The organism is Frondihabitans sp. 4ASC-45, assembly GCF_049472575.1.
GTDB lineage: Bacteria > Actinomycetota > Actinomycetes > Actinomycetales > Microbacteriaceae > Frondihabitans.
In genome coordinates this window covers 70,523-93,792 of record NZ_JBCEBN010000005.1, presented here as the reverse complement: position 1 = coordinate 93,792, position 23,270 = coordinate 70,523, and the positions used below count along the sequence as shown (strand labels likewise).

Here is a 23,270-nt window from a genome sequence, read left to right as displayed (position 1 = left end):
GACTCATCGACGGTGGTGTCACAGCACGACCGCCTCTCGGCGATCTCCGCGCTCGTCCTTCGTCGCCTTCTTCTCGCCGACCCCGTAGCCGAGTCGAAATGGGTGAGTGGGCGGCCGATCAGCGACCCCGCCCGCGAGCAGGCCGTCGTCGACGCGGCTGTCGCCCGGGCAACTCAGCGAGGCATCGACCCCGCCTTCGTCACCCGCGTCGTACGAGCGCAGATCGATGCCAGCAAGGTCGTCCAGCGCGGCCTCTTCGTTCGGTGGACCCACGATCCCGCGACTGCACCGAGCACCGCTCCCGACCTGGCCACGATCCGTCAGCAGCTTAACGCGATCGACGACGCTCTCGTCGACTCCCTCGGCGACGCCGAAGACGTGGCCGAAAGCCCGCGCTGCTCGCACGCGGTCGACGCAGCGAGGTCGCAGTCGTATCCCGGAATCGACGCGCTGCACCGCAAGGCGGTCCACGCGGCCTGGAATACCTTCTGTGTGACCCCAGCGGGGTGACGCCGCATTCCATCGAAGAAAGGGGTTGATGGGGTGCCACGACCCGAAGCGTGTCACCCCCATCAAGATGCGGTTGTGCGACCCGAAATCGCGTGACCTGCACCTATGCCGTGGGGCTCTGACCGAGCCCAGCTAAACAGCCCCACCCCTGGGGATGCCGGCCGACATGTGTCAAGTAAGCGCCTTTTTCCACCATTCTCCGAAAAGCCAGGCAGTTTGCCAGGTTGATTGATTTCGTGAACCAAACGACAGCCGAATTGCGACGACTTAGGTGAATCTGTGAACCAGTCTTCCCGTACGGCCACTCGTGGGGTATACCTCAAGTACCGGGGATCACGCGGGCGTCGTCGACGCCTGCACACGTGCCTCTCCCACTGAGGCAGGGGCCACCATGGCCAGAACGCCCATCTTCCGCCCGCTGTTCGTGGTTGCGACCGGCATCGGACTCGCTTCTGCTCTCGCTCTCGGCGCCGCATCGACCGCGTCGGCGGCGACCGTCATCGATGGGCCGGTCAACCTCGGTACCGCTGCCACCTACGGAGTCCTCGGCGCCAGCGCCGTGACCAACACCGGCCCCACCGTCGTGACCGGAGACCTCGGCGTCTCACCCGGCACCTCGATCACCGGCTTCGGCGGAGCTCCGAACGGCGTCGTCAACGGTACGGTCCATCAGACCGACGCCGCGGCGACCCAGGCGCAGGCCGATACGACGACGGCGTACAACGTCGCCGCCTCTCTCACACCGACCCGCACGGGCATCAGCGAGCTCAACGGGCTCAGCTTGAGCCCTGGCGTCTACACCGGTGGCGCTCTCGCGCTCTCGAACAACGGCGCCCTCACGCTCGCCGGCAGTGCGAACTCGGTCTGGGTATTCCAGGCCGCCTCGACGCTGACCATCGGCTCCGCGACGCGCATCACCTTCACGGGCGGCGCATCGGCGTGCAACGTCTTCTGGCAGGTCGGCAGCTCGGCGACGATCGGCACCGCCGCGCAGTTCCGTGGCACGGTCCTCGCCCAGCAGTCGGTGACGGCGACCACGAGCGCCACCATCGTGGGTCGTCTTCTCGCTCGCACCGGGGCCGTGACGCTCGACACGAACACGATCACCGCACCCACCGGCTGCCCCACTCCGGGAACCCCATCCGAGACGGTTGCGCCCACGATCACCTCGGGTGCTCCGACGACCGCGACCGCGGGCACGCCGTACTCGTTCCCCGTCACGGCCACTGGAACTCCGACGCCCACCTACACGTCGACACCCCTCCCCGCAGGTCTGACACTGAACGGCACCACCGGCGTCATCTCCGGTACCCCGACCACCCCCGGCAAGACCACGGTCACGGTCACGGCCAGCAACGGCACCACGCCGTCTGACTCCGAGACCTACGTCGTCACCGTCCGTACGCCCACGGGTGGAAGTGGAACCGGGACAGGCACGGGTACTGGAACAGGGACAGGCACCGGAACGGGCACTGGAACAGGGACAGGCACCGGAACGGGCACTGGAACAGGGACCGGCACGGGCACAGGCACCGGCACCGAACTCGCCTACACCGGCAGCAACTCGGTCGGCGCCTTCGCGGCAGCAGGGCTCCTCCTCATCGGCGGCATCGCGCTGCTGGTGACGAGCATCCGCCGCCGTCGCGTCGCGACCACTCACCGCGCCTAGACCGTGACGGTCCTGCCGGTTTCAGGCCACAGGTCTGACGTGCACCACCCGGTCATCCCGATCGTGCAGGCCATCACCGGGCAGCGGGCCGGGCCCTTCACCCTGACCTACCTTGACGAACCGACGAAGAGGCGTACGCGCACTTCGGCTGCCGGCACGACTCTGGTGCTCCGCAACACGGGGCGCCACACCGTGAGAGACGTCCACGTGCGACCGCTCCTCCACACCGCAGCCGTGGCAACGGCGGGGCGCCTGCGAAAGCAGGGCGCGCTCGGGGTCTGCTCCGGAGTCGATGTCGTTGAGTTCATCGCCGGCAAAGAGCTTCTGGTTCGCTGGGTCGATCACACGGGGGAGGAGCGTTCCGTCTGGATGCGCATACCGCCACTCCCTCGGCGCTTCGTCATTCCTGCTCCCTCGGGGGTGGTGCGGAGGGCCTGAGAGACGGGGCAGATGAGAGCGCGGTGAGGGAAGTGTGCTTCGATTGCTTCCTGCGGATGTTCACCGACTGATGACGGATGCTCGCGGACCCCACTACGGAAGGTCCTCCATGAGCTCATGCTCCGCCTCGCTCGTTGACGAGCACGATGACAACGAACTGCAAGTGACGCCAGTCGCCCCTGCCACGCCTGTGGCGCTTCTCGAGGCCGTGTCTGCCCTTCAGACCGCCGACGCTCTGCTGCGCTGGCGGCTCCGAGATCTGTTGCACCTCCGGGCCAACGAGATCATGGCCCTCGAGTTCCTGTCCCGCCTGAACAATCTCGACCAGCCCGTCAGGGCCCTCGATATCGCGCGGGCCCTTGGAGTGACGAATGGAGCCAGCACGCTCATCGTGGCGCGTCTGATGGAGCGCGGCCTCGTGACCCGGACCGAGAACCCCCGAGACGGGCGGGGCCATCTGCTGCACCTGACCGTCGCCGCGACCACTGCGCTCGACGATGCGCTCGGCGACTCTCGCCACGGCATCCGTGCGTTGCTCGAGGGGCTCTCTCCGCGCGAGTCCAAGCGCATCATCATGATTCTGGGGGAGTTGACGGCCTCCCTCGACCTTGGCGGGTTGCAGCCCGCTGCATAGTCGGGCACGACAGCACAAAGGCGAGTGATCGGCGGTGGTGAGAGAATCGGATCCTAGGATCCGACCTCACCAGGCCACCGAACACTCGCCCTTTGGCGTAAAGCGACTACTTCTTCGTCGTGACCTTCTTGGCCGCGCTTGTCACCGAGGCGGTGCTGTAGCCGGGGCTCGACGCCTTGACACTGACGGTCAGGCTCGTGCCGACGTCACCCTTCGACGCGGTGTGCGTCTTCTTGGTGGCGCCGGAAATCGGCTTGCCATCGCGCAACCAGCGGTAGGTGAGCGTGGCTGACTTCGGCTTGAGGCCTGATGTGACGGCGGTCAGCTTCGAGCCGACGACGGTCTTGCCCGAGATGACCGGCTTCAGCGCGAAGGTGCCGGGGAGGGCGGCAGCGGTCGAGGCGCTGGTCTGGGTGGCTGTGACGAAGGCCGGGCCGGATCCTGAGACCTTGACGGTCAGGGTGCGACGGAGCTCGGCGGGCGCGACCGTGTGGTACTGCTTGGTCGCCCCGGCGATGGCCTTGCCGTCGACCGACCACTGGTACGAGAGCTTGGCGGTGGCGGTCCAGTCGCCGGGGACGGCGGTCAGCTTCTTGCCGACCTTCGGGGTTCCGGCGACGGTGGGGACGGTCGACTCGATCGGGGTGCCGGCCTTGGCGTTCTTGTCGTAGATGTAGGTGCTGAATCCGTCGAAGTCGTACGACGTGTAGAACAGCTTCGAGCCGAACTCCTTGAACATGCCGAACGGTGCGACGGTCCCGCCGATCGGGCCCTCGTTGGTCGTCGTGGTGCCGTCGAAGCTGTACAGCGTGGGGCGCTGGCCCTTCGTCTGGTTGGTGAACTCGAGGTCGCCGTCGTAGACACCCACGGCAGGCAGGGCCGTGGCCGTCTTGAACGACACACCGGTGGTGACCGGGGTCGGTTCGCCGGTGCCGTCGAAGCGGTAGACGGCTACGGTCTCGGTCTTCGGCGAGACTCCACCGAAGTAGAAGGCACCCTTCCATTCGACGCCAGTGATGGCCTCGGGCGATGCACTAATCCGCGTGAGAGCGCTCGGGTCGACGCGGTAAAGAGCCATCGCGTTCGACGTCAGGCTCTGGACCCAGAAGTACTGAGTGTCGCCAATGGAGACGGGGCTGGCCAGCGATTTCGTTGTCGTGATCGGGGTGGAGAAGGTCGTTCCGTCGTAGCGGGTGATGGCCGAAGTCTGGGTGAAATAGTCGTCATCGTAATTGTCGTAGTCGGTGGTGTCTTCGACGATGGTCAGCGTCGACCCGGCCGAGGCCAGCGTGACGTCGTGGGAGAACGTCTTCACCGCGGCGTAGTTCGTGCCGTCGAAGCTGGTGAGCGTGACAGTGGCCTTGCCGCTGCGGGAGTACGTGCTGACCGTGAAGTAGAGCAGGTTTCCGACGACGACGACCTGCTCGTCGATGTCGGTGGGAGCGCCGGCGACCGTCTTCCAGCCGAACGATGTCCAGTGCTGAAGGCGCGTCTCGTCGGATTCCCAGTCATAGCTGACGCCATAGAGCTCGTCGCCGAGAACGGCCTGCGCGTACGCACCACCGGCGTTCGCGTTCGGGTCTACCTTCGCGGCCGGGATCGCGCCGACGGGTGCCGGGCGTACCGCGTCGGTGGTCGCGCTGCGCTGAAGCGTCGACGACGGAAGCGTCGAGGATCCGGCAGCGGTCCCGTTCAACGCCTGGGCGACGGCCGCTCGGCTGGCGGGCGTTCCGAAGTCGGTGTTGTGCAGCGCGTCGAGGGCGCGGCTCGACGCGGTCGCGCTCTGGGCCGGAGCTGCTGCCGGAGCTGCTGCAACCGGCGCCGCGGCGTTCGCGGGTGCGATGCCGCCGAGCGCGAGCCCGACGGTGCCGGCGAGAGCGGCGGTGATCGTGAGCGCGCGGCGGCGCAGACGTGGTGCGGACATGGTGTTCCCCCGTGTTGTCAGGCGCGGCCGATGTGATCTCGGCCGCTTTTTCTGAATCCTAGGGGAGACGGCGAACGGGAAAGGGGTGGTTTAACCCCCAGTCCGGGCGAACGGCCTCTCGGCGTTCAGGCTCGCGTGCTGACCCATGCCCCGAGCTGGTGAGTGCCGAAGCTGTCGACGATCTCGTTCAAGAGGGATGACGGCCGCATCACGTCGGCGAGAACCGCGTCGGAGAGCAGGTAGTGGCCGGCGAGATCCTGCTCGTGGCCTTGCGCCCCGGTGAGGTCCCCCTCGATAGCGGCCTCGTGGGAGGAGAGCTGCTCTGCGAGCGGGGTAAACACGGCCTTGAGGTCGGGGCTGGTCGTTTGGCGGCTCAGTTCTTGGGCCCAGTAGAGGGCGAGGGAGAAGTGGCTGCCACGGTTGTCGATGGTGCCGACGTCGTCGGCAGGGCTCTTGTTCTCGTCGAGCAGTGTCGCGGTGGCGCGGTCGAGGGTGTCGGCGAGGGCCCGGATTCCGGCGTCGCCGGTCGCGGTGGCGAGGTGGTCGAAGCTGGCCGCAAGAGCGAGATATTCGCCGAGGCTGTCCCACCGGAAGTGGTTTTCGTCGCGGAGCTGGTCGAGGAGCCGCGGGGCGGTTCCGCCGGCGCCGGTTTCGAAGAGTCCGCCGCCGGCGAGGAGGGGAACGACCGACAGCATTTTGGCGCTGGTACCGAGCTCCATGATGGGGAAGAGGTCGGTGAGATAGTCGCGGAGCACGTTCCCGGTGACCGAGATCGTCTCTTCCCCCCGGCGGAATCGTTCCAGGGTGAAGGTCATCGCGTCGACGGGTGCCATGATCGAGATGTCGAGGCCAGTGGTGTCGTGCAGGGCCAGGTAGCTCGCGACGAGCTGCGCGATGACGGTGTCGTGGGCGCGCGACGAGTCCAGCCAGAAGACGGCGGGGGCGTGGGTTGCTGTGGCGCGCTTGACGGCGAGTGCGACCCAGTCTTTGATGGCGTCGTCGCGGGTGCGGCACATCCGCCAGATGTCACCTTGGGCCACGACATGTTCGAGGAGGACCGTTCCGGCAGCGTCTCTGACGAGCACCCTCCCGGCGCCGGGGATTTCGAAGGTGGTGTCTTGCGAGCCGTATTCTTCGGCGGCGCCGGCCATGAGGCCCACGTTCGGCACGGTGCCGAGAGTCGCCGGGTCGAAGGCGCCGTTGATGCGGCAGTCGTCGATGACGGTCTGGTAGAAACCGGCGTAACTGGAGTCGGGGATGACGGCGAGGGTGTCGTGGCTGGACCCGTCCGGCCCTGTCATCTGACCCGACCAGCGGATCATGGCGGGCATGGAGGCGTCGACGATGACGTCGCTCGGCACATGCAGGTTCGTGATGCCGCGGGCCACGTCGACCATGGCCAGCTTCGGCTCGGCGGCCAGAGCGTCGTCGAATGCCGCGCGGATGGTGGCACCGTCGGGAAGGTTTTCCAGCCGGGCGAACAGTGCGGCGAGGCCGTCATCGGGGTTGATACCGGCGGCTGCTAGTGCATCGCCGTGCGCGTCGAAAACGGTGTGGAAGTACGCGCGGACGGCGTGACCGAAGAGGATCGGATCCGAGATCTTCATCATCGTGGCTTTGAGGTGCACCGAGAAGAGGAGGTCGTCCTCTCGCGCGCGGTCGAGCTGCTCGGCGAGGAACTCGCGAAGGGGCCCCACTCGAAGGACCGCCGCGTCGAGGACGTCCTGAGCTCCAACCATCAGGGGCTCTCGCAGTGGTGCGTGGGTGCCGTCGTCGCCGACCAACTCGATCGTGACCGGGCCGTCGGCCGAGATGACGGTGGATCTCTCGGTGTCGCGGAAATCGTTGGCCGTCATGGTGGCGACGTGCGTCTTCGACTCCGGGCTCCAGGGGCCCATCGGGTGAGGGTGCTTGTGGGCGTAGGCCTTCACGGAGGCCGGTGCGCGCCGGTCGGAGTTGCCCTGCCGGAGGACCGGATTCACGGCCGACCCCTTGAGGGCGTTGTACCGAGACCGAATGGTCTCGCTCGCCGGGTCGGAGGAAGCGGCCGGATAGTCGGGCACGGCGTAACCGGCCTGCTGCAGCTCCGCGATCGCAGCCTGCAGCTGCGGCAGTGACGCAGACACGTTGGGGAGCTTGATGATGTTCGTCGTCGGGTCCGAGATCAGGGCCCGGAGCTCCTCAAGGGCGTCGGGCTGACGCTGCTCCGGGCGAAGGTATTCCGGGAAGTTCGCCAGGATCCTCGCCGCCAATGAGATGTCACACGTCTCGACGTGCACGCCGGCCTTCTCCGCGTACGCCTGCACGATGGGAAGAAGAGCGGCAGTGGCGAGGCGGGGTGCTTCGTCGGTCAGCGTGTAGATGATTTCGTGCATGCGGAGGCGGATCTTTCAGTCTGGAGACGTGGACCCCATCGCATGCCGACCGCGCGAAGGCGGGAGGGTCGTGACTGACTGATCGTCGATTGCCGAGGAGCCGGGGCTGTTCGTCGGTGAACACAGAAGAGAAGCCTACGGCCGATTGCCGCTCACGAACGTGATGGGCCCCTCGCCTCGTCCGTCGCAGGCAGCGTCGTCGTCCTCCCGATTCGGCAACCCAAGGATCCGGCGGCCCGTCACTCAGCCACTGTCCATCCCGCGGCGCATCCCCGGTTGGCCACAATCGGCCTGGCAATCGGGGGTCACCTGGCCATCAGGGGGTGCGTCGACAGCGTGCGCCGCCCGCGCGGGGCTCAGTGGATGACGCCGCGCTCGATCCGGCCCGCCAGGTGATCCACCACGGCGAACGCGACCGGCTCGACGAGCGGGCCCGAGCGGTGCTCCGACCAGTTGGCGTCGAAGCGCTCGCGGAACCCGGTCGTCCACGGCAGAGCCGAAGGATCCGCTGACCCCGTCGCGGCCCACCGCCACAGCAGCTGCCCGCGCCGATTCACCTCGACGTCGCCCGGCCCGGGGCCGACCGCGATCGGAGTGGGGCGCACGCAGACGACGGGAGCGTCGATGCGCGGTGGCGGATCCATCCCCGGAACATCCTGCGTCAGCATCGAATACGGCAACGCGACCCCTCGGGCCGTGAGTGCAAAGATCTCGAGCGGCCAGCACGGCGCAACGCTCTTGTAGATCGGCGCACCGTTCGCGGCCCGACCGAGCATGACGGTCGTGACGGGCTCGATCCCGCGTCGGCGGAGTGCGATCGCGGTCTCGGCCAGCAGAGACTGGAGGGCCCACGACCCGGCGACCTCCTCCGATTCGACGGGGAGCGCCTCGATTCCGCGCCGGGGCCGGACGAATCGTTCGATGGCCTCGTCGAGTTCGGTCATGGTTCCACGCTACCGTTCGCGCGCTGCCCCGCTTCGCCCGCCCGCTGTAGCGCGGCGATGTCGCGAGACTCCAGTAGGTGTGGGTAGGCGCCCTCGGCACCCGCATCTACTGGAGTCTCGATTTCGGGGGCATGAGGATTTCGGGGGCATAAGTGCACCCCCTGCAGGCTTGCGGCCTGCGCATCACCTCGTTTAGCGTCGAAAGTGGGTGAAGGGGGAGAGCATGGCGGAATTCCGCGTGTCATCGGAGGCGGTCGAGGCTGCGAGTGCCGACGTCGCCGAGCACCTCGTCGAGTTCGAGGGGCGGGTCGCCGCCTGCCAGTCACTTGTCTCGGGGCTGATCGGAGCCGACTGGGCGGGCGGTGCGGCGGACGCCTTCGCGGGCGACTGGACGGAGTGGCTGCAGGGGGCGGCGACGGTGCAAGACGCCCTCGCCGGTATCTCCCGGCTCCTCGCCGAATCCGCGTCGACCTACGCCGACACTGAGACCCACGTCGCCTCCGCCTCAGCGAGCGCTGAGGTAACAACGACCCCGGCTGCAGCACCCAGCGGTCGCATCGGCGCCCCGGGGCAGGCCCGATGACCCGCCACAAAGCCGTCGGCGCTTCGCTGAACGAGCTCGTCGTCGAACTCGGCCGCATGACCGAGTACTGCCACGCCCTCCGCGATCACGTCGAGGGGACCGCGGGGCGCGTCTCGGGCGACTGGTCAGGAGACGCGCAAGCGCAGTTCGCTGCTCTCCACCGGGAGTGGTCTGCCGGAGCCGCGACCATGGCCGAGGCCATGGCCGACATCGCGAAGATCGCCGCCGCCGCGGGAACGGCCTACGACGCCGTCGCTGCGCACAACCGGGCGGGGTGGTCGTGAGCATGGGCGATTACCTGATCGACGTCGACCCGACCGGATACGTGGATGCGGGGGTCGCGACCCGTGACCTCATTCGGATCCTGAGCTCGTCGTCTTCTGCACTGCTCTCGTCGCTCGCCGGGAGCGGAGGCATGGCCGGATCGGACGACGCCGGTCAGACCTGGGCCACCAGCTACGACGAGGCCGCCAGGAGCGTGACGACCGACACCGGATCCCTCCTCACCGCGATCGACTCCCTCGCCGTCGGGCTGCACGTCACCGGGTACAACCACGCGCTCGCCGAGGCTCACGCCTCGAACGGGAGAGCAGGATCCGACGTGGCCGCTCCCGCCACTCCCTCGACCATCAGCATCGGTTCTCCGCCGTCGTCCCACGGTGGCAACCGCGACTTTCCCTGGGGTTTCGACTACGTCGCCGACCTCATCGGCATGGCATGGCCCGACGGCGACACCGGCAAGCTCCGGTCTGCGGGGAGCGCCTGGGAGTCCTACGCCGGTGCGCTCGACGGCATCGACACCACCGGGCCGCTGTCGCACGTGTCGGGCTTCAGCTCGCCCGAGATCCCGTCGATCGAGCAGAAGATGCAGTCGGTGCGAACCGTCGTCGACGGCCTCGCCAACCAGGCCCGGGCTATCGCCACGGGCTGCCGGGCGCGCGCTGACGCCATCGAGAAGGCGCGCAACGACACCACTGCGGAACTGGTCAAGCTCGCCGCCATGATCGCCGGGACCGTCGCGGCCAGCGCATTGCTGACCCCGCTCACCCTCGGCATCTCGGACGCCGTCGGCGCCGGCGCGGTGACCGCCGAGACCGCCACGAGCGTGGGACGCATCGTCGTCTGGCTGACCGAGGCCGTCGAGTCGACCATCACCGCCGCGGGCGTCGTCGCCGAGACCGTCACCGGCGTCGGCGGTCTCAGCGTGGCCATCGAGGCGCTCGCCGTGCGCATCGCGCCGATGGCCGCCGGCTACGTGCTGCAGGGAGTCGTCGCCAGCACTTCGGGAGCCGTCGTCGACGGTGCCGTCTACGGCTCCGAGGCCAACATCGGCGAAGACCTGCTGTGGGGCATGCTCCTGCCGGGCGGCGGTGCGGTCGCCGCCGGCACGCGTCGTGTCGGCGAGAAGGTGGTGGTGGAGAGCGCGGTCGATTCGAGTCGAGGTTCTGCCGCGGCCTCGAGGACGTTGACCGCAGAGGAGAAAGAAGCCCTTCGTGGTATCGACCGCGGGGATGGCCGAGACGTTTTTGGGCATTACACGGGAGCCGACACGCTCAGCAAGAACAAAGAAGCGCTTGGATTGCAGCAGTACGCGGAGATCTATGGAAAGACGCCGATCTCCGACCAGGTTCTGGCAAAGAGTGAGAACTTCGTTCAGGGCCGTCGATATGACGGGCTAGTCCAAAACGCAGACCTCAGCTACACGGGAGTTGAAGTGAAGAGCGGCAACGCCATGTCGAAGTACAGGTCAGCGACAAATCCCCAACGACTTTTTGATGAATCGGTGAGTCTGGATCACCCCGCAACTGCGATCCTGCACGGTAAACGGATAACGATAACGTCCGTCAAAGTAATTGAGGTTCCATAAATTGATCGCAACGCATGTCACGACCGTCAACGGATTTACCAAGATCCCCCTCGACGACTCGGAAGGCCCCGTCTCAAACACCCTCGCGGGGATGCTCGGCCGATTGAACGGGACGAGCCTGTTCTCTCTTGCGCTGTGGAAGCTTCCGGCCGGGGCCGCTCTCGGTGACGCATCAGCCACTCGAGCAGCCGATGAGAACTACCTGCAGTCGGCGGGATCAGCCACCGCGATGTCTATCGAGTTGCGGCGCACGGTTGATGGAGTCGCCAGCCAGTTCGCCGTCGGATCCTCGTCGTCGAGCGCGACAAACGCCCCGTGGGTCAGCATTCCCTTCGGGCAGCACACTCTCGAGGTGCAGCCGAACGAGGTCTTCTCCGCCGAGGAGGCCGCCGCCATCTACCTCGCCTACTACGAGACGGGTGAGATTCCCGAGGGGCTCGCGCTGCGCGAGCTTGACCTCGGTCTCTAGAAAGCTGAACTCAATGCCTCCGTTTGCTTCTGTCGCCGCGATGCCTGAGACGTCGATCCGGGAGCACTCGGCTCGTGTTCCTCACGAGATCTCGGCCCTGTGGAGGGAGGTCGGCCTCGCTACCGGTGCGGGCGGATGCCTCCGAGTAATCGACCCGGCCGAGTGGGCACCGATTCTGGCCGAGACCTACCCCGGTCACGACGACGCGGTGGCTGTCTTCGCAACCGCCTTCGCCGACGTGGTCGTGTGGGAGCGCGGCTACCTGAACATCCTCCGATTCCGCGGCGGCGTGGTTACTGTGCTCGTGGCCGATCTAGAGATGTTGTTGCTGGTGATCGACGACCAGGAGTTCCTCGACACCGAGTTGGATGCGCGCTCGTATGCGGCGGCCGTCGAGCGGTTGGGTATGCCGGAATTCGACGAGTGCTTCGGCTACGTGCCGCTGCTTGCGCTCGGTGGCCCGGAGCGAGTCGAAAACCTCCAGCGCCTGAAGATGCGCGAGCACGTCCTCCTGATCTCGCAGCTCGCCGGACCTCTCGCCTTCGACGCCGGCTGAGCGCCGCTCCTACGGCGAGACTCCACTAGTTGCGGGTCTGCCGCCCAGTCACCCGCAACGAGTGGAGTCTCGCCTCCAGGGCGAGTGGCGCTCCTGCGGCGAGACTCCACAAATGGCCCATAGTCAGCGGCAGGATGGGCCATTTGTGGAGTCTCGGCGCCATCAAGAGCGGCGCACAGGCAGACACAGAGAAGCACAGACACAGAGCGCAGGATCCGCGCCCACCGCATCTACAGCAGAACGCTCCCGCGGATCATCGTCGTGGTCGCCCCGCCGACCCACACGTCTCCCGCCGCATCGACGTCGATCGACACGACGCCGTCGCGCTGCAGCCGGGTGCCCTGGCCGTTCGTGTACGACAACGGCGCCCGGCCCTCGCGCTGAAGCCACTGCGCGAGCGCGGCGTTGAGGCTGCCCGTGACGGGGTCTTCGCCCACTCCGACGTTCGGCACGAAGCCGCGCACCTCGAAGGCGTGACGGGAGCCCTCGGGGTAGGCGCCGAAGACGCCGATCGCGAGATCGAGGACGCCGCTGAAATCGGGCTCGACGGCGAGCACGGCGTCGGCGGAGGCGAGCTCGATGCCCATCCACTCCGGCCCGTTGACGATCCACTGGTGGCTGACGATGTCGGCGCGCGAGACACCGAGGGCAGCGGCCACACGAGCGAGGTCGGCCTCGTCGACCGCGCCCGAGCGGATGGTCGGGGGAGCGCCGAAGGCGAGACGACCGTCGGTGCGACGAAGAGTAACGAGACCGGCCGCGCACTCCTGCACGACGACGCCAAGGCCGGAGCCGGAGCCGGAGCCGGAGCCGTCAGCACGACCGGACCGAGGCACCCCGCCCGCCTCCAGCCACGCGTGCGCCGATCCGAGCGTCGGGTGCCCCGCGAACGGCAGCTCTTCGCTCGGCGTGAAGATCCGCAGGCGGTAGTCGGCGTCGGGCGAGGTGGGCGGCAGCACGAACGTGGTCTCGGAGAGGTTCGTCCAGCGGGCGAACGACGCCATGGCCTCGTCGGTCATTCCGTCGGCGTCGAGCACGACGGCGACCGGGTTACCGAGATAAGGATCCGACGCGAAGACGTCGACCTGAGCGAACGCCCGATCGCGGGCAGAGGTGGGGGAGGCAGCGGGGGTAGGCACAGGGTCACGGTAGAGGGCCCCGCGGCTCGGTCGAAAGGGCCAATCCCCGGATCCTGGACTCCCGTCTCGTTCCCGAGAGGACGCAAATGGGGCCCCGACGACGAGTCGGAGCCCCATATGTGCACGCTGGGCGTAGATGCCGGCAGATCAGCCGGCGGTGACGAACCCTTCGCTCTTCAGCCAGTCGAAAGCGACGTCGGCCGGCTCTTCGCCGCCGACATCGACGCGCAGGTTCAGCTTGCGCAGCTGCTCGTCGGTGATCTTGGGCGAGATCTGGTCGAAGACCTCTTTCAGCTGGGGGTACTCGTCGAGCGTCGCGGAGCGGAACACCGGCGCGACGTTGTAGGCGGGGAAGAACTTCTCGTCGTCATCGAGCACAGTCAGGCCGAGCGAGTTGATGCGGCCGTCGGTCGTGTACACCTCGCCGAAGTTGCACTTGCCCTGGTCGGTGGCCGTGTAGACCGCGCCCGTGTCGAGGATGCTGACGTTGCCGGACGGCACGCCGTTCTTACCCGACCCGCCGAGCTCGAGGCCGTAGTGCTTCAGCATCGGCTTGAAGCCGTCGGCCCGCGAGTTGAACTCCGACTCGACGCAGAAGGTGCGATCGGAGACAGGGAGCTTTGCGATATCCGACACCTTGGTGACGCCGAGCTTCTTCGCGGCCTCCGAGCGGATGGCCATGGCGTAGGTGTTGTTCAGCGGGGCCGGCTGAAGCCAGTCGAGGCCGTTCTTCGCGTCGGCGTCGCGCACCGCCGCATACTGCTTGGCCTTATCGGGGATGCCCTTGGCGTTGCCGAGGAACGTCAGCCAGGCCGTACCGGTGTACTCGTACGTCACGTCGGCGCCGCCGGTCAGCATGAGCTGCCGGACCGCGACGGAACCGGGCACGTTGGTCATATCGGTGACATCGAAGCCGGCGGCGCTCGCGGCGAGCACGGCGATCTTGCCGAGGATCAGCTGCTCGGTGAAGTTCTTGCTGGTGACGGTCAGCTTCGCGTCGGCGGGCAGGCCGTCGATGTGCTTGATCGAGCCCGGCGCGACGGCGGGAACGAACGCGGTAGCGGGCTGGAGGCCGCAGCCGGTGAGGGCGAGCGCGGCGACGGTGAGGCCGCCGACGAGCGAGGCGCGCAGGGCGCGGCGTCGCTTGCGTCCGAATTTGAAGGAAGAACTCGGCTGGATGGCCTGCGATCGCGATGTTTCCGTTGCGCCGACGCGGTTTTTCCTTCGAATTCGGGCAGGAGCGAAGGCAGAAGGAGTGCGGGTCATCGGAGTCCCTTCGGGGTGGCGAAATGCTCGACGAGACGGCCGAGCCAGTCGATGAGCAGCGCGAGGAGCGCGATGAGCAGGGCGCCCGAGATGAGCACGCGGGGCAGGTAGAGCGTGACGCCGGTCGTGATCAGCAGGCCGAGCCCACCCGCGCCGATGAACGTCGCGAGGGCGGCGGAGCCGACCAGCAGCACGAGCGCGGTGCGGATGCCCGAGAGCATCACTGGCACGGCGAGCGGCAGCTCCACCTTCATCAGGACGGCGAACGACGACATTCCCATGCCGCGCCCGGCCTCGACCGTGCGGGCATCGACACTCTGCACGCCGATCATGGTGTTGCGCAGCACCGGCAGGATCGCGTACAGCACCAGCGCGACGACGGCCGAGCGGAAGTTGAAGCCGAGCCAGAACGCGAGGAGCACGACGAGCCCGATGGCCGGTGCAGCCTGCCCGAAGTTGCTGATGGCGAGGATGATGCCGCTGGCCCGGTTGAACGGGCGACGGGTGAGCAGAATCCCGAGCGGGATCGCGATCACGAGCACGATCAGCGCCGACACGAAGGTCAACGCGAGGTGCTGACCGGCGTAGTCGACGAGGTCGGACGGGTTGAGCGTCGAGCGCTCGCTCGGCGTGAGGTCAGCGGTCATCAGCCAGACGACGAAGCCGACGAAGACGAGGGCGATGGCAGCGGGCTGAATCAGCAGTCCGCGCCAGCTCGTCGTACCGCTGGCCCTCTCGACCGCTACGACGTCGGTCACTGGGGTGCCTCGACGGTGGACGCGGATCCTGAAGCCTCGGTCGGCTCGGAGTCGTCGGCCTGCGTCACTGCGGGAATCGCGTCGAGCGTTCCGGTGTTCGTGCCGACCGGCTTGTAGGCTTCGTCGGCGGCGAGACGGCGCGAGCGCGTGATCGCCTCCATGACGACCTCGACCGTAATGACCCCGATGAAGCGGTCGCGCTGACCGGTGACGAGGGCGGCACCGGCGCTCGAGACGAGCATGGTGTCGAGCGCGTCGTTCAGGGTCGACCCCTGGCTGACGACGGGGAGCGCTGGGTCGACGTCGGCGGGGATCGTGTCGAGGCGGCCGAGCTGACGGCGCGACGGCCACCGGATCGGACGTTCGCGCGAGTCGACGATGACGGCGTGGCCGTGGCCCGCCTCTTCCACGCGGCCCAGCACCGACGACGCGGTGTCGCCCGGGTGGGCGACGATCGCCTCGGCCAGTTCGACGTCGCGCACGCGGTTCAGCGTGAGCTGCTTGAGGCCGGCACCGGCGCCGATGAAGTTCTCGACGAACTCGTTGGCGGGCTCGGCCAGAATGCGCTCCGGAGTGTCGTACTGCACGATGTGCGCGCCCTCCGAGAAGACGACGATCCAGTCGCCGAGCTTCACGGCCTCGTCGAAGTCGTGCGTGACGATCACGATGGTCTTCTTGAGCTCGTGCTGGATGTTGATCAGCTCGTCTTGCAGGCGCTGACGCGTGATCGGGTCGACGGCGCCGAACGGCTCGTCCATCAACAGCACCGGCGGGTCGGCGGCGAGCGCGCGGGCGACGCCGATGCGCTGCTGCTGTCCGCCCGACAGCTCTTTCGGGAACCGATCGCGGTAGACCGCAGGATCCAGCGACACCAATTCGAGCAGCTCGTCGACGCGGGCGCTGATGCGCTCCTTCGACCACCCCAGCATCTTCGGCACGACCGCGATGTTCTGGCTCACGGTCATGTGCGGGAACAGGCCGCCGGCCTGGATCACGTAACCGATCTGGCGGCGGAGTTCGTCGCCGTCGATGCCGGTCACGTCGTCGTCGCCGAGGACGATGCGGCCCTCGGTCGGCTCGATCAGGCGGTTGATCATCTTGAGCGTCGTCGTCTTGCCGCAGCCCGAGGGGCCGACGAGCATGACGATCTGGCCGGCCGGTATCTCGAGCGTGATGCCGTCGACGGCGGGCTTCGACTGGCCCGGGTAGCGCTTGGTGACCTGGTCGAGCAGGATGCTGCGGCCGGAGTCGGCGGTCTTGTCGATGGTGGTGGTGGGGTCAGCGTTCTTGGAGTCAGCGTGCGACACGGATACCTCGCGAGATGGTCAGGCGGCCGAGGCCGAGGAGAAGGAGGTCGAGGACGAGGGCGAGGACGACGACGCCCACCACCCCGACGACGACTGATTGCAGGGAGTTGGCGCCACCGAGCCGGGAGAGCCCCGAGAAGACGAAGCCGCCGAGACCCGGGCCGAGCGCGTAGGCGGTGACGGCGGCGACGCCCATCACCATCTGCGCCGAGATGCGCACCCCGGTGAGAATGATCGGCCAGGCGAGCGGCAGCTCGACGGTGAGGAAGGTGCGGAACTTGCTCATGCCGATGCCGCGCGCCGACTCGACGATGCTGGGGTCGACCTCGTTCAGGCCGACCACCGCGTTGCGGAGCACCGGGAGCGCGGCGAAGAAGGTCACGACGACGACCGAGGGCACGACGCCGAAGCCGAGCGGCGCGATCAGGAGGCCGATCAGCGCGAACGACGGAATGGTCAGACCCACCGCCGAGACGCCGTTGGCGACAGCGCTCCAGGTGCGGCTGCGGTAGACGAGCGCCGCGATCACCAGAGCCAGGATGACGGCGAGCACCAGGCACTGGATCACCAGTGACAGATGCTGCCAGGAGGCGAACCAGATTTGGTCCCACCGCTCCACTACGAAATTCCACAACATCTGTCGTCTACCCATTCACATCGTCATCAGCACATTCGTCACGCTTTTCGCCTGTTCCGAATAGATCGGTCGCAAGCAAATGCTGGTCAGCCTAGCGAATATATGAGTTCGGATCGAATTGCCGCAGAGCGTTATGGCAGGGGAGCGCTTCCGAATTCGAAGGAAAAGCGTGCAACGGCGGGGCCGGATCCTGATGTTTTCGTTACCGGATCGACGTTTCTCCTTCGAATTCGGAAGGAGGGAGGTGAGGGGGTGCCAGCGAGGGGGTGACGGGCCTAGTCGGCGTTACCCATCGCCTCGGCCGCCGGGAACACGTCACGATTCTCGACCCGATCGAGCTCGTCGATCTCGGGCTGCGCCACCTCGCCTCGGTCGGCCGCGGTGAGCGCTTTGTGGGCCGTGCTGAGCACGATCGCTGCGGCGACGAGTGTCGCGGCTCCGAGCAGGAACGGCACGTGCTCGTTGAACGCCGTCACCAGCAGGCCAGCGACGAACGGCGCCATGCCCCCACCGATGAACCGCACGAATCCGTAGGTGGCGCTCGCGACAGGCCGCTCGACGGGAGCGATGCTCATCACGGCCGTCGTGACCAGCGTGTTGTTGATGCCGATGAAGGCGCCGGCGACGATCACGCAGACGATCACGGTGACGTGGCTGTAGGGGAAGATGCCGATCACGGCGAGGTCGATCGCCATCAGCACAAAGTTCACGTAGAGGGTGCGCGGGGTGCCGAAGCGGCGCTGCAGCCACGGAGCGCCCCAGACGGCGAAGAGGGCGACGAGCACGCCCCAACCGCAGAAGACGAGGCCGAGCTGAATGGGGCTGTCGATGCCCATCAAGAAAGGCGAGTAGCCGAGCACGGTGAAGAAACCCCAGTTGTAGAGGAAACCCACGATGCTGGTCGTGCGGAGCGACTTGTGCTTCAGAGCGGTCAGCGGCTCGGACAGCTTCTGTTTGCGGGCCGGGGTGGGCAGCTTCGGCAGCAGGAAGATGGTCGCCAGCAGAGCGATGAACATGAGGCCCGAGACGCCGAAGAACGGGCCACGCCACGAGATGTTGCCGAGCAGTCCGCCGATCAGCGGCCCGAGCGCGATTCCGACCCCGAGGGCGCTCTCGTAGAGCACGATGGCCCCGGCGAATCCACCCGAGGCCGAGCCGACGATCACCGAGAGCGAGGTCGCGATGAAGAGCGCATTGCCGAGACCCCAGCCGGCGCGGAACTCCACGATCTCGCCGATCGATCCGCTCGATCCGGCGAGGGCCGCGAAGACGACGATGATGGTGAGCCCGGCGATCAGCGTGCGCTTCGGGCCGATGCGGCTCGAGATCCAGCCGGTGCCGAGCATGCAGACCGCCGTGACGACGAGGTAGCTCGTGAAGAGCAGCTCGACCTGCGACGGCGTCGCGCTCAGCTGACCCGCGAGCGACTTGAGGATCGGGTCGACCAACCCGATGCCCATGAACGAGACGACGCAGGCGAAGGCGACGGCCCAGACGGCGCGTGGCTGCGTGAACGGGCTCGGTGGCTTCTCGCCAGGGGTGGCGCCGGTGCTGGTGTGGTGCGACATAGCTGCTATTTCTCCTCGGTGACGTGGGAGTCGTCGACGAACCGATGGAGCGCAGGCACGGCTTTGGCCAGGGCGCTTCGCGACTCAGGACCCAGCTGCTCGAGCCGAGCGGAGATCAGCTCGGTTCTCGAGACGCGGTACTCGGTCAACCGGGCCAGGCCGTCGCTCGTGAGTGCGACGAGCACGGCTCGCCCGTCGCCCGGATCGGCGCGGCGCTCAGCGAGGCCGGTCTGCACGAGTCGGTTGACGAGCGTGGTCATACCGGGTTGCGTCAGGCCCTCGCGCTCGGCGAGGTCGGTGATGCGCAGCGGGCCGACGACGTCGAGGCGCGCCAGCGTGCTGAGCGAGCTCTTCGAGATTCCGACGGGCTCGCGCGAATCGCGCAGCCAGGTGACGACGGCCTCGAGCGCGTGCGCCACGTCGGTGGTGGACGGCGCGTTCTCGGCGGGTGACATAGCTCAACTATATAACTGGCTTATGCATATGGCCACCCGCGCTGCCCCAACCGCCAAGTGGCGGCAAATGCCGCGCCAGCCAGGGGCTGGGAGGCATTTSCCGCCACTCGGCGACGGGCGGGAGGTCTACCGGGCCGCGAACACCCGCACATCCCAGGCGCCGAGCTCGATCGTGGCACCCGCCTCGAACGCCGTGCCCGCGAGCACGTCCGCCGCCGCACCGGGCAGCTCGAACGTCGAGGGCTCCCACGACCAGTTGTGCACGACGTGGATCGTCTCGCCGTGGCGGTTCACCGACGACGACACGGTCTGCGAATCGGTCTGCGGGCGCCAGGTCGGCGTTCCGGCGCCGACCGCGACCGCCCAGTCGACGACCGCGCGCGCCAGCGCGAGGTCGGGGACGGTGCCGACGTACGTGACGCGTCCGGCGCCGTGTGCCTTGGTCGTGACGGCCGCGAACTTCGAGAAGTGGGGGTGGTCGTAGGAGGCGAGCACCTCGGATCCTTCGCTGTGGAGGCCGTCGGCCCAGAGTGTTCCCGTTGCGCCGGCGGGGAGGACGAAGCCGAGCGCGTCGGATCGCGACGACGTGAGAGCCACCGGGTCGGCGAGGTTCGAGAATTCGTCGTACCAGACCCCCGCGGCCTCATCGAGGAACGCCGGCTTCCGCTCGAGGCGGGCGCGCTGCTCCTGGTCTTCGTAGCCGGTGCGGATACCGACGACGAGGTGCCCTCCGGCTTCGGCGTACGACGCGAGCCACTGCAGCTCGGCGTCGGAGGCGATGGTGAACGCGGCGGCGACGAGCACGGGGTGGTCGGCGGCGAACGCGGCCGGGTCGAGCGAGAAGATCTGCGACGGGTGCACCGTGTTCGCCTGCAGTCCGGCCTCGAAGACGCCGCGGGCGAACGAGTCGAACACCGTCTGGAACGAGCGGCGGTCGGCCTCCGGCCCGTGACCAGTGCCCTCCAGGCTGAGCGCCGGGTGCTCGTTGAGCGCCCACTTCGACGCGTTCGAGAACAGCAGCGTCACATCGGCGTGCGGCGTCAGCTCGGTCACGCGGTCTCCGGCGGCAGCGAAGTCGGCCCCGATTGTGGCGATCTCGCGGTACACCCGGCCCGGCTGGAGCGAGTGCGGCAGGATCCCGCCCCAGTACGTCTCGACCCCGGCCTGCGTGGTGTGCCAGTGCCAGTACTCGATCATCGTCGCCCCGCGCGACACCAGTGCCCACGCGGCCTGTCGCCACTGGCCGTCCCACGCCGGCTTGTTCGACCAGGAGAAGCCGATCGCCTGGGCGTTCGTCTCGGTCACGAGGAACGGCGCCTGCTTCGAGCCGTACATGCGGTCGCCGCTCGAGAAGAGCGACCAGGTGCCCGACGAGGTCCAGTACTGGCTCGTCTTCTCGGTAGACGGGAGGGCGAGGGAGTCTTGCATGCCGTAGTACGGGTTGCCGGCCGTGATGTCGAGGGCGACGGTCTCGGCGTCGTCTTCGAGGGTGGGGCGCTCGTACGAGTTGCAGGTGGTGACGAACTGGTCGGCCCGCGAGTAGTCGCGAACGATGCCCGACTGCCAGGCGATGAAGTCGGTGGTGATCGACGCCTGGAACTTGCGCCAGGCGAGGTCGTACTGCGGCTGCACGTTTCCGTCGGGGGTCCAGAGGTCGGCCCAGGTCGACAGTCGGTGCGACCAGTAGGTGAGGCCCCACTCCTCGTTGAGCTTCTCGACGGTGCCGTAGGTGTGCCGCAGGTGGTCGGCGAACTTCTGGAACACCTCGCGGTTGGCGATGATCTCGTTGCCGGGCTCGTTGTCGACCTGGTAGCCGATCACCGCGGGGTGCTCGGCGTAGCGGGCGACGATCTTGCGGATGACGCGCTCGGCATGGAAGAGGAACGCCGGGTGCGCGTAGTCGATCTCTTGCCGGGCGCCCCAGCCCATCGCGTGGCCGGCCTTCCGCTCGACGTTGATCTCGGGGAACTGGCGAGCCAGCCACATCGGAATCGCATAGGTCGGCGTGCCGAGGATCACCTTGATGCCGTTCGCCTCCGCGGCGTTGAGGATCGGCGCGAGCCACTCCAGCTCGAACACGCCGTTCTCCGGCTCCCAGGTCGACCACACCGATTCGCCCACCCGGATCACGCTGAACCCGGCCTCCTTCATGAGGCGCATGTCGTCGTCGAGCCGGGGGGTGGCGTGGTACTCGTGGTAGTACGCGGCGCCGAAGAGGACGCGGTCGGTCAGGTGCTGCATGGGTGTGCCTTTCAGTGACGGTGATGCGAGATGCGGTGGTTCAGGATCCTTGTCGCCGGTTTTCTAGCCCTTCACGGCGCCTGCCGTGAGCCCGTCGAGCAGCTGCTTCCGCAGCAGGAAGAAGACGAGGATCGTGGGCACCGAGGCCAGCACGGAGCCGGCCAGAACGAGGTCGTACGAGCGGTTCTCGGCGGCGAACAGCACGTTCAGGCCGAGCGGCAGCGTGTACTGGTTCGAGTCGGAGAGCAGCACGAGCGGCCACAGGAACGAGTTGTAGCTCTGCAGAAAGCCCCAGACGGCCAGGGCGCCGAGCGACGGGCGGAGCAGGGGCAGCACGACGCGCCAGAAGGTGCCGAACTCGGAGTTGCCGTCGATCCGGGCGGCCTCGATGATCTCGTCGGGGATCGACTGGACGATGAACTGCTGCATCATGAAGATGCCGAACGCCGGGGCGACCCAAGGCACGACCAGTGCAAACCACGGCGTTGAGAGCCCTGACTTCACCACCAGGATGAACAGCGGCACCAGGATCACCGCGAACGGCACCGACAGTGACGAGAACATGATGGTGAAGAGGGCCTTCTTGCCTCGGAACTGGAACTTCGCGAAGCCGTAGCCGGCGAGGGCGCAGACGAAGACCGAGATGACGGTGGCGATGGCCGCGGTGCCGACGCTCATGCCGAACCACTTCCAGAACGGCTGCGTCGTGAGCAGGTTCACGTAGTTGGCGATCGTGGCCGGGTCGGGGATCAGGCTCGGCGGGGTGGCGAAGATGTCGCCGCGGTTCTTGAAGGAGCCCGACAGTGCCCAGACGAGCGGGAAGATGAAGACGAGCAGAAGCACGCTGAGGGTGACGTAGAGCAGCCCTCGCCGGGCGAGCCAGCCGCCGTTGGCGCGTTTCTTCGGTCGCTGCTGCGGCGAACCGGTGCCGTTCTCGGCACGGACGCGGCGCGCGTCGGCTCTCGTGGTGGTGCTGCTGGCGCTCATGAGGTCCTCCCGATGGCGAGTGCGCGGTTGAGGATCTGACTGACCCCGAACACGATGACGAAGAGCACGACGCCGGCGGCGGCCGCGTACCCGAACTGCTGCCTCTCGAAGGCCGCTCGGTAGATGAACATGGCGACCGACAGCGTCGCCTCGCCGGGCCCGCCCTTGGTGAGCAGGTAGGGCTCATCGAACAGCTGCGCCGCGCTGATGAAGCTCGTGACGACGACGAAGCTCGTCACCGGGCGGATCTCGGGCAGCGTGACCGAGAAGAACTTGCGGATCGGCCCGGCACCGTCGAGCGAGGCCGCCTCGTACTGCTCGGGCGAGACCGCCTGGAGGGCGGCGAGGAAGAAGATCGTCAGGTAGCCGACCGTGCGCCAGAGGAGCACGAAGCCGATGGCCAGCTTGGCGAGGGTCGGGTCGCCGAGCCAGTCGGTGTTCGGTAGGCCGAAGAGCGCTTTCAGCGCCGAGTTCAGCAGACCGTAGTCGGTGTCGAAGATGAGGCTGTAGATGAGCGCGATGACGATCGGCGACAGCACCATCGGAATGAAGAACGCCACGCGGAACAGGTCGCGGGCCTTGAGCCCCTTGGCGTTGAGAGCCTGGGCGACGAGGAGCGAGCACGGCACCACGATGAAGACGGCGATGAGCGTGTAGATCAGCGAGTTGACGAGCGCGGTGCCGAAGCTGGTGTCCTGCACGAGGTTGACGTAGTTCGTCACCCCGATGAACCTCGGCGAGCCGAGACCGACCCACTCGGTGAGGCTGAGGTAGACCGCTGCCAGTACCGGCACGATCATGAACAGGCCGTAGAGCACGTAGAACGGCGCGATGAAGAGGTACGGCGCACGACCGCCGCTGGTGTTGAGCTTGCGGCGGCGGGTCTTCGACTCGGGGCTCGCGGCGACCGGAACTCCGGTCGCAGTGGATGTCGACATGGTCG

General features: G+C 67.4%; 22 protein-coding genes. 9 read left to right on the top strand and 13 right to left on the bottom strand.

Annotation, left to right across the window (positions count from 1 at the left end):
- The first annotated feature begins 12 nt into the window (after positions 1-12).
- From aroQ to VH571_RS09600, 4 genes are all read left to right on the top strand, one after another.
- A complete protein-coding gene (gene aroQ / locus VH571_RS09615) occupies positions 13-510 on the top strand; it encodes a gamma subclass chorismate mutase AroQ (protein ID WP_423264372.1) in 498 nt (165 codons plus the stop codon).
- 391 nt (positions 511-901) lie between these two features.
- Entirely contained in the window at positions 902-2,179 is a 1,278-nt protein-coding gene (locus tag VH571_RS09610; protein WP_423264371.1) for an ice-binding family protein, read from the top strand.
- A 39-nt stretch (positions 2,180-2,218) separates the two neighbouring features.
- On the top strand, positions 2,219-2,617 hold the full coding sequence (locus tag VH571_RS09605; RefSeq protein WP_423264370.1) for a hypothetical protein: 399 nt from the start codon (positions 2,219-2,221) through the stop codon (positions 2,615-2,617).
- A 109-nt stretch (positions 2,618-2,726) separates the two neighbouring features.
- Positions 2,727-3,251: a MarR family winged helix-turn-helix transcriptional regulator gene (locus VH571_RS09600; protein WP_423264369.1), complete on the top strand. Its 525-nt coding sequence runs from the start codon at positions 2,727-2,729 to the stop codon at positions 3,249-3,251.
- 106 nt (positions 3,252-3,357) lie between these two features.
- Here the strand turns inward: VH571_RS09600 and VH571_RS09595 are convergent, their stop codons facing one another.
- From VH571_RS09595 to VH571_RS09585, 3 genes are all read right to left on the bottom strand, one after another.
- The gene (locus tag VH571_RS09595) at positions 3,358-5,175 is read right to left on the bottom strand and encodes a hypothetical protein (RefSeq protein ID WP_423264367.1); all 1,818 of its coding nucleotides are present in this window, start codon (positions 5,173-5,175) and stop codon (positions 3,358-3,360) included.
- A 125-nt stretch (positions 5,176-5,300) separates the two neighbouring features.
- Positions 5,301-7,550 carry an NADP-dependent isocitrate dehydrogenase gene (locus tag VH571_RS09590; RefSeq protein WP_423264366.1) on the bottom strand — a complete coding sequence of 750 codons (2,250 nt, stop codon included), beginning with the start codon at positions 7,548-7,550 and terminating at the stop codon, positions 5,301-5,303.
- Positions 7,551-7,906: 356 nt separating this feature from the next.
- Positions 7,907-8,494: a hypothetical protein gene (locus VH571_RS09585; protein ID WP_123943196.1), complete on the bottom strand. Its 588-nt coding sequence runs from the start codon at positions 8,492-8,494 to the stop codon at positions 7,907-7,909.
- Positions 8,495-8,717: 223 nt separating this feature from the next.
- Between VH571_RS09585 and VH571_RS09580 the strand changes: the two genes are divergently transcribed.
- Genes VH571_RS09580 through VH571_RS09560 form a run of 5 tightly spaced genes read left to right on the top strand, consistent with a single transcriptional unit; the run spans position 8,718 to position 11,969 of the window.
- Positions 8,718-9,077, top strand: a complete 360-nt coding sequence (locus VH571_RS09580; RefSeq protein WP_423264365.1) for a WXG100 family type VII secretion target — start codon at positions 8,718-8,720, stop codon at positions 9,075-9,077.
- Positions 9,074-9,361 carry a WXG100 family type VII secretion target gene (locus tag VH571_RS09575; RefSeq protein WP_423264364.1) on the top strand — a complete coding sequence of 96 codons (288 nt, stop codon included), beginning with the start codon at positions 9,074-9,076 and terminating at the stop codon, positions 9,359-9,361. The genes VH571_RS09580 and VH571_RS09575 overlap by 4 nt, the downstream gene beginning before the upstream one ends.
- A gap of 2 nt (positions 9,362-9,363) precedes the next feature.
- Entirely contained in the window at positions 9,364-10,944 is a 1,581-nt protein-coding gene (locus VH571_RS09570) for a hypothetical protein (protein ID WP_423264363.1), read from the top strand.
- Position 10,945: 1 nt separating this feature from the next.
- Positions 10,946-11,413, top strand: coding sequence for a hypothetical protein (locus tag VH571_RS09565; protein WP_423264362.1), 468 nt, complete (start codon positions 10,946-10,948; stop codon positions 11,411-11,413).
- 13 nt (positions 11,414-11,426) lie between these two features.
- Positions 11,427-11,969, top strand: coding sequence for a T6SS immunity protein Tdi1 domain-containing protein (locus VH571_RS09560; protein ID WP_423264361.1), 543 nt, complete (start codon positions 11,427-11,429; stop codon positions 11,967-11,969).
- A 230-nt stretch (positions 11,970-12,199) separates the two neighbouring features.
- On the opposite strand, the gene VH571_RS09555 is transcribed toward VH571_RS09560, so the two are convergent.
- The 10 genes from VH571_RS09555 to VH571_RS09510 all read right to left on the bottom strand — a co-directional run bounded on the left by VH571_RS09555 (position 12,200) and on the right by VH571_RS09510 (position 23,265).
- Positions 12,200-13,108 (bottom strand): PhzF family phenazine biosynthesis protein, encoded by a 909-nt coding sequence (locus VH571_RS09555; protein WP_423264359.1) that lies wholly within the window; start codon positions 13,106-13,108, stop codon positions 12,200-12,202.
- A 147-nt stretch (positions 13,109-13,255) separates the two neighbouring features.
- Positions 13,256-14,374, bottom strand: coding sequence for a glycine betaine ABC transporter substrate-binding protein (locus VH571_RS09550; protein WP_423264357.1), 1,119 nt, complete (start codon positions 14,372-14,374; stop codon positions 13,256-13,258).
- On the bottom strand, positions 14,371-15,132 hold the full coding sequence (locus tag VH571_RS09545; RefSeq protein ID WP_423264356.1) for an ABC transporter permease: 762 nt from the start codon (positions 15,130-15,132) through the stop codon (positions 14,371-14,373). Before VH571_RS09545 ends, VH571_RS09550 begins: the two co-directional genes overlap by 4 nt.
- Positions 15,129-16,439, bottom strand: coding sequence for an ATP-binding cassette domain-containing protein (locus tag VH571_RS09540; protein WP_370544313.1), 1,311 nt, complete (start codon positions 16,437-16,439; stop codon positions 15,129-15,131). The genes VH571_RS09545 and VH571_RS09540 overlap by 4 nt, the downstream gene beginning before the upstream one ends.
- Positions 16,426-17,076 carry an ABC transporter permease gene (locus tag VH571_RS09535; protein WP_370544314.1) on the bottom strand — a complete coding sequence of 217 codons (651 nt, stop codon included), beginning with the start codon at positions 17,074-17,076 and terminating at the stop codon, positions 16,426-16,428. The genes VH571_RS09540 and VH571_RS09535 overlap by 14 nt, the downstream gene beginning before the upstream one ends.
- Before the next feature lie 275 nt (positions 17,077-17,351).
- Positions 17,352-18,644 (bottom strand): MFS transporter, encoded by a 1,293-nt coding sequence (locus VH571_RS09530; protein WP_423264354.1) that lies wholly within the window; start codon positions 18,642-18,644, stop codon positions 17,352-17,354.
- Positions 18,645-18,649: 5 nt separating this feature from the next.
- Positions 18,650-19,099, bottom strand: coding sequence for a MarR family winged helix-turn-helix transcriptional regulator (locus tag VH571_RS09525; protein ID WP_423264353.1), 450 nt, complete (start codon positions 19,097-19,099; stop codon positions 18,650-18,652).
- A gap of 126 nt (positions 19,100-19,225) precedes the next feature.
- Positions 19,226-21,340 carry a beta-galactosidase gene (locus tag VH571_RS09520; protein ID WP_423264352.1) on the bottom strand — a complete coding sequence of 705 codons (2,115 nt, stop codon included), beginning with the start codon at positions 21,338-21,340 and terminating at the stop codon, positions 19,226-19,228.
- 63 nt (positions 21,341-21,403) lie between these two features.
- A complete protein-coding gene (locus tag VH571_RS09515) occupies positions 21,404-22,327 on the bottom strand; it encodes a carbohydrate ABC transporter permease (protein WP_194600213.1) in 924 nt (307 codons plus the stop codon).
- Positions 22,324-23,265 carry a carbohydrate ABC transporter permease gene (locus VH571_RS09510; protein ID WP_084816252.1) on the bottom strand — a complete coding sequence of 314 codons (942 nt, stop codon included), beginning with the start codon at positions 23,263-23,265 and terminating at the stop codon, positions 22,324-22,326. The genes VH571_RS09515 and VH571_RS09510 overlap by 4 nt, the downstream gene beginning before the upstream one ends.
- Positions 23,266-23,270: the final 5 nt, after the last annotated feature.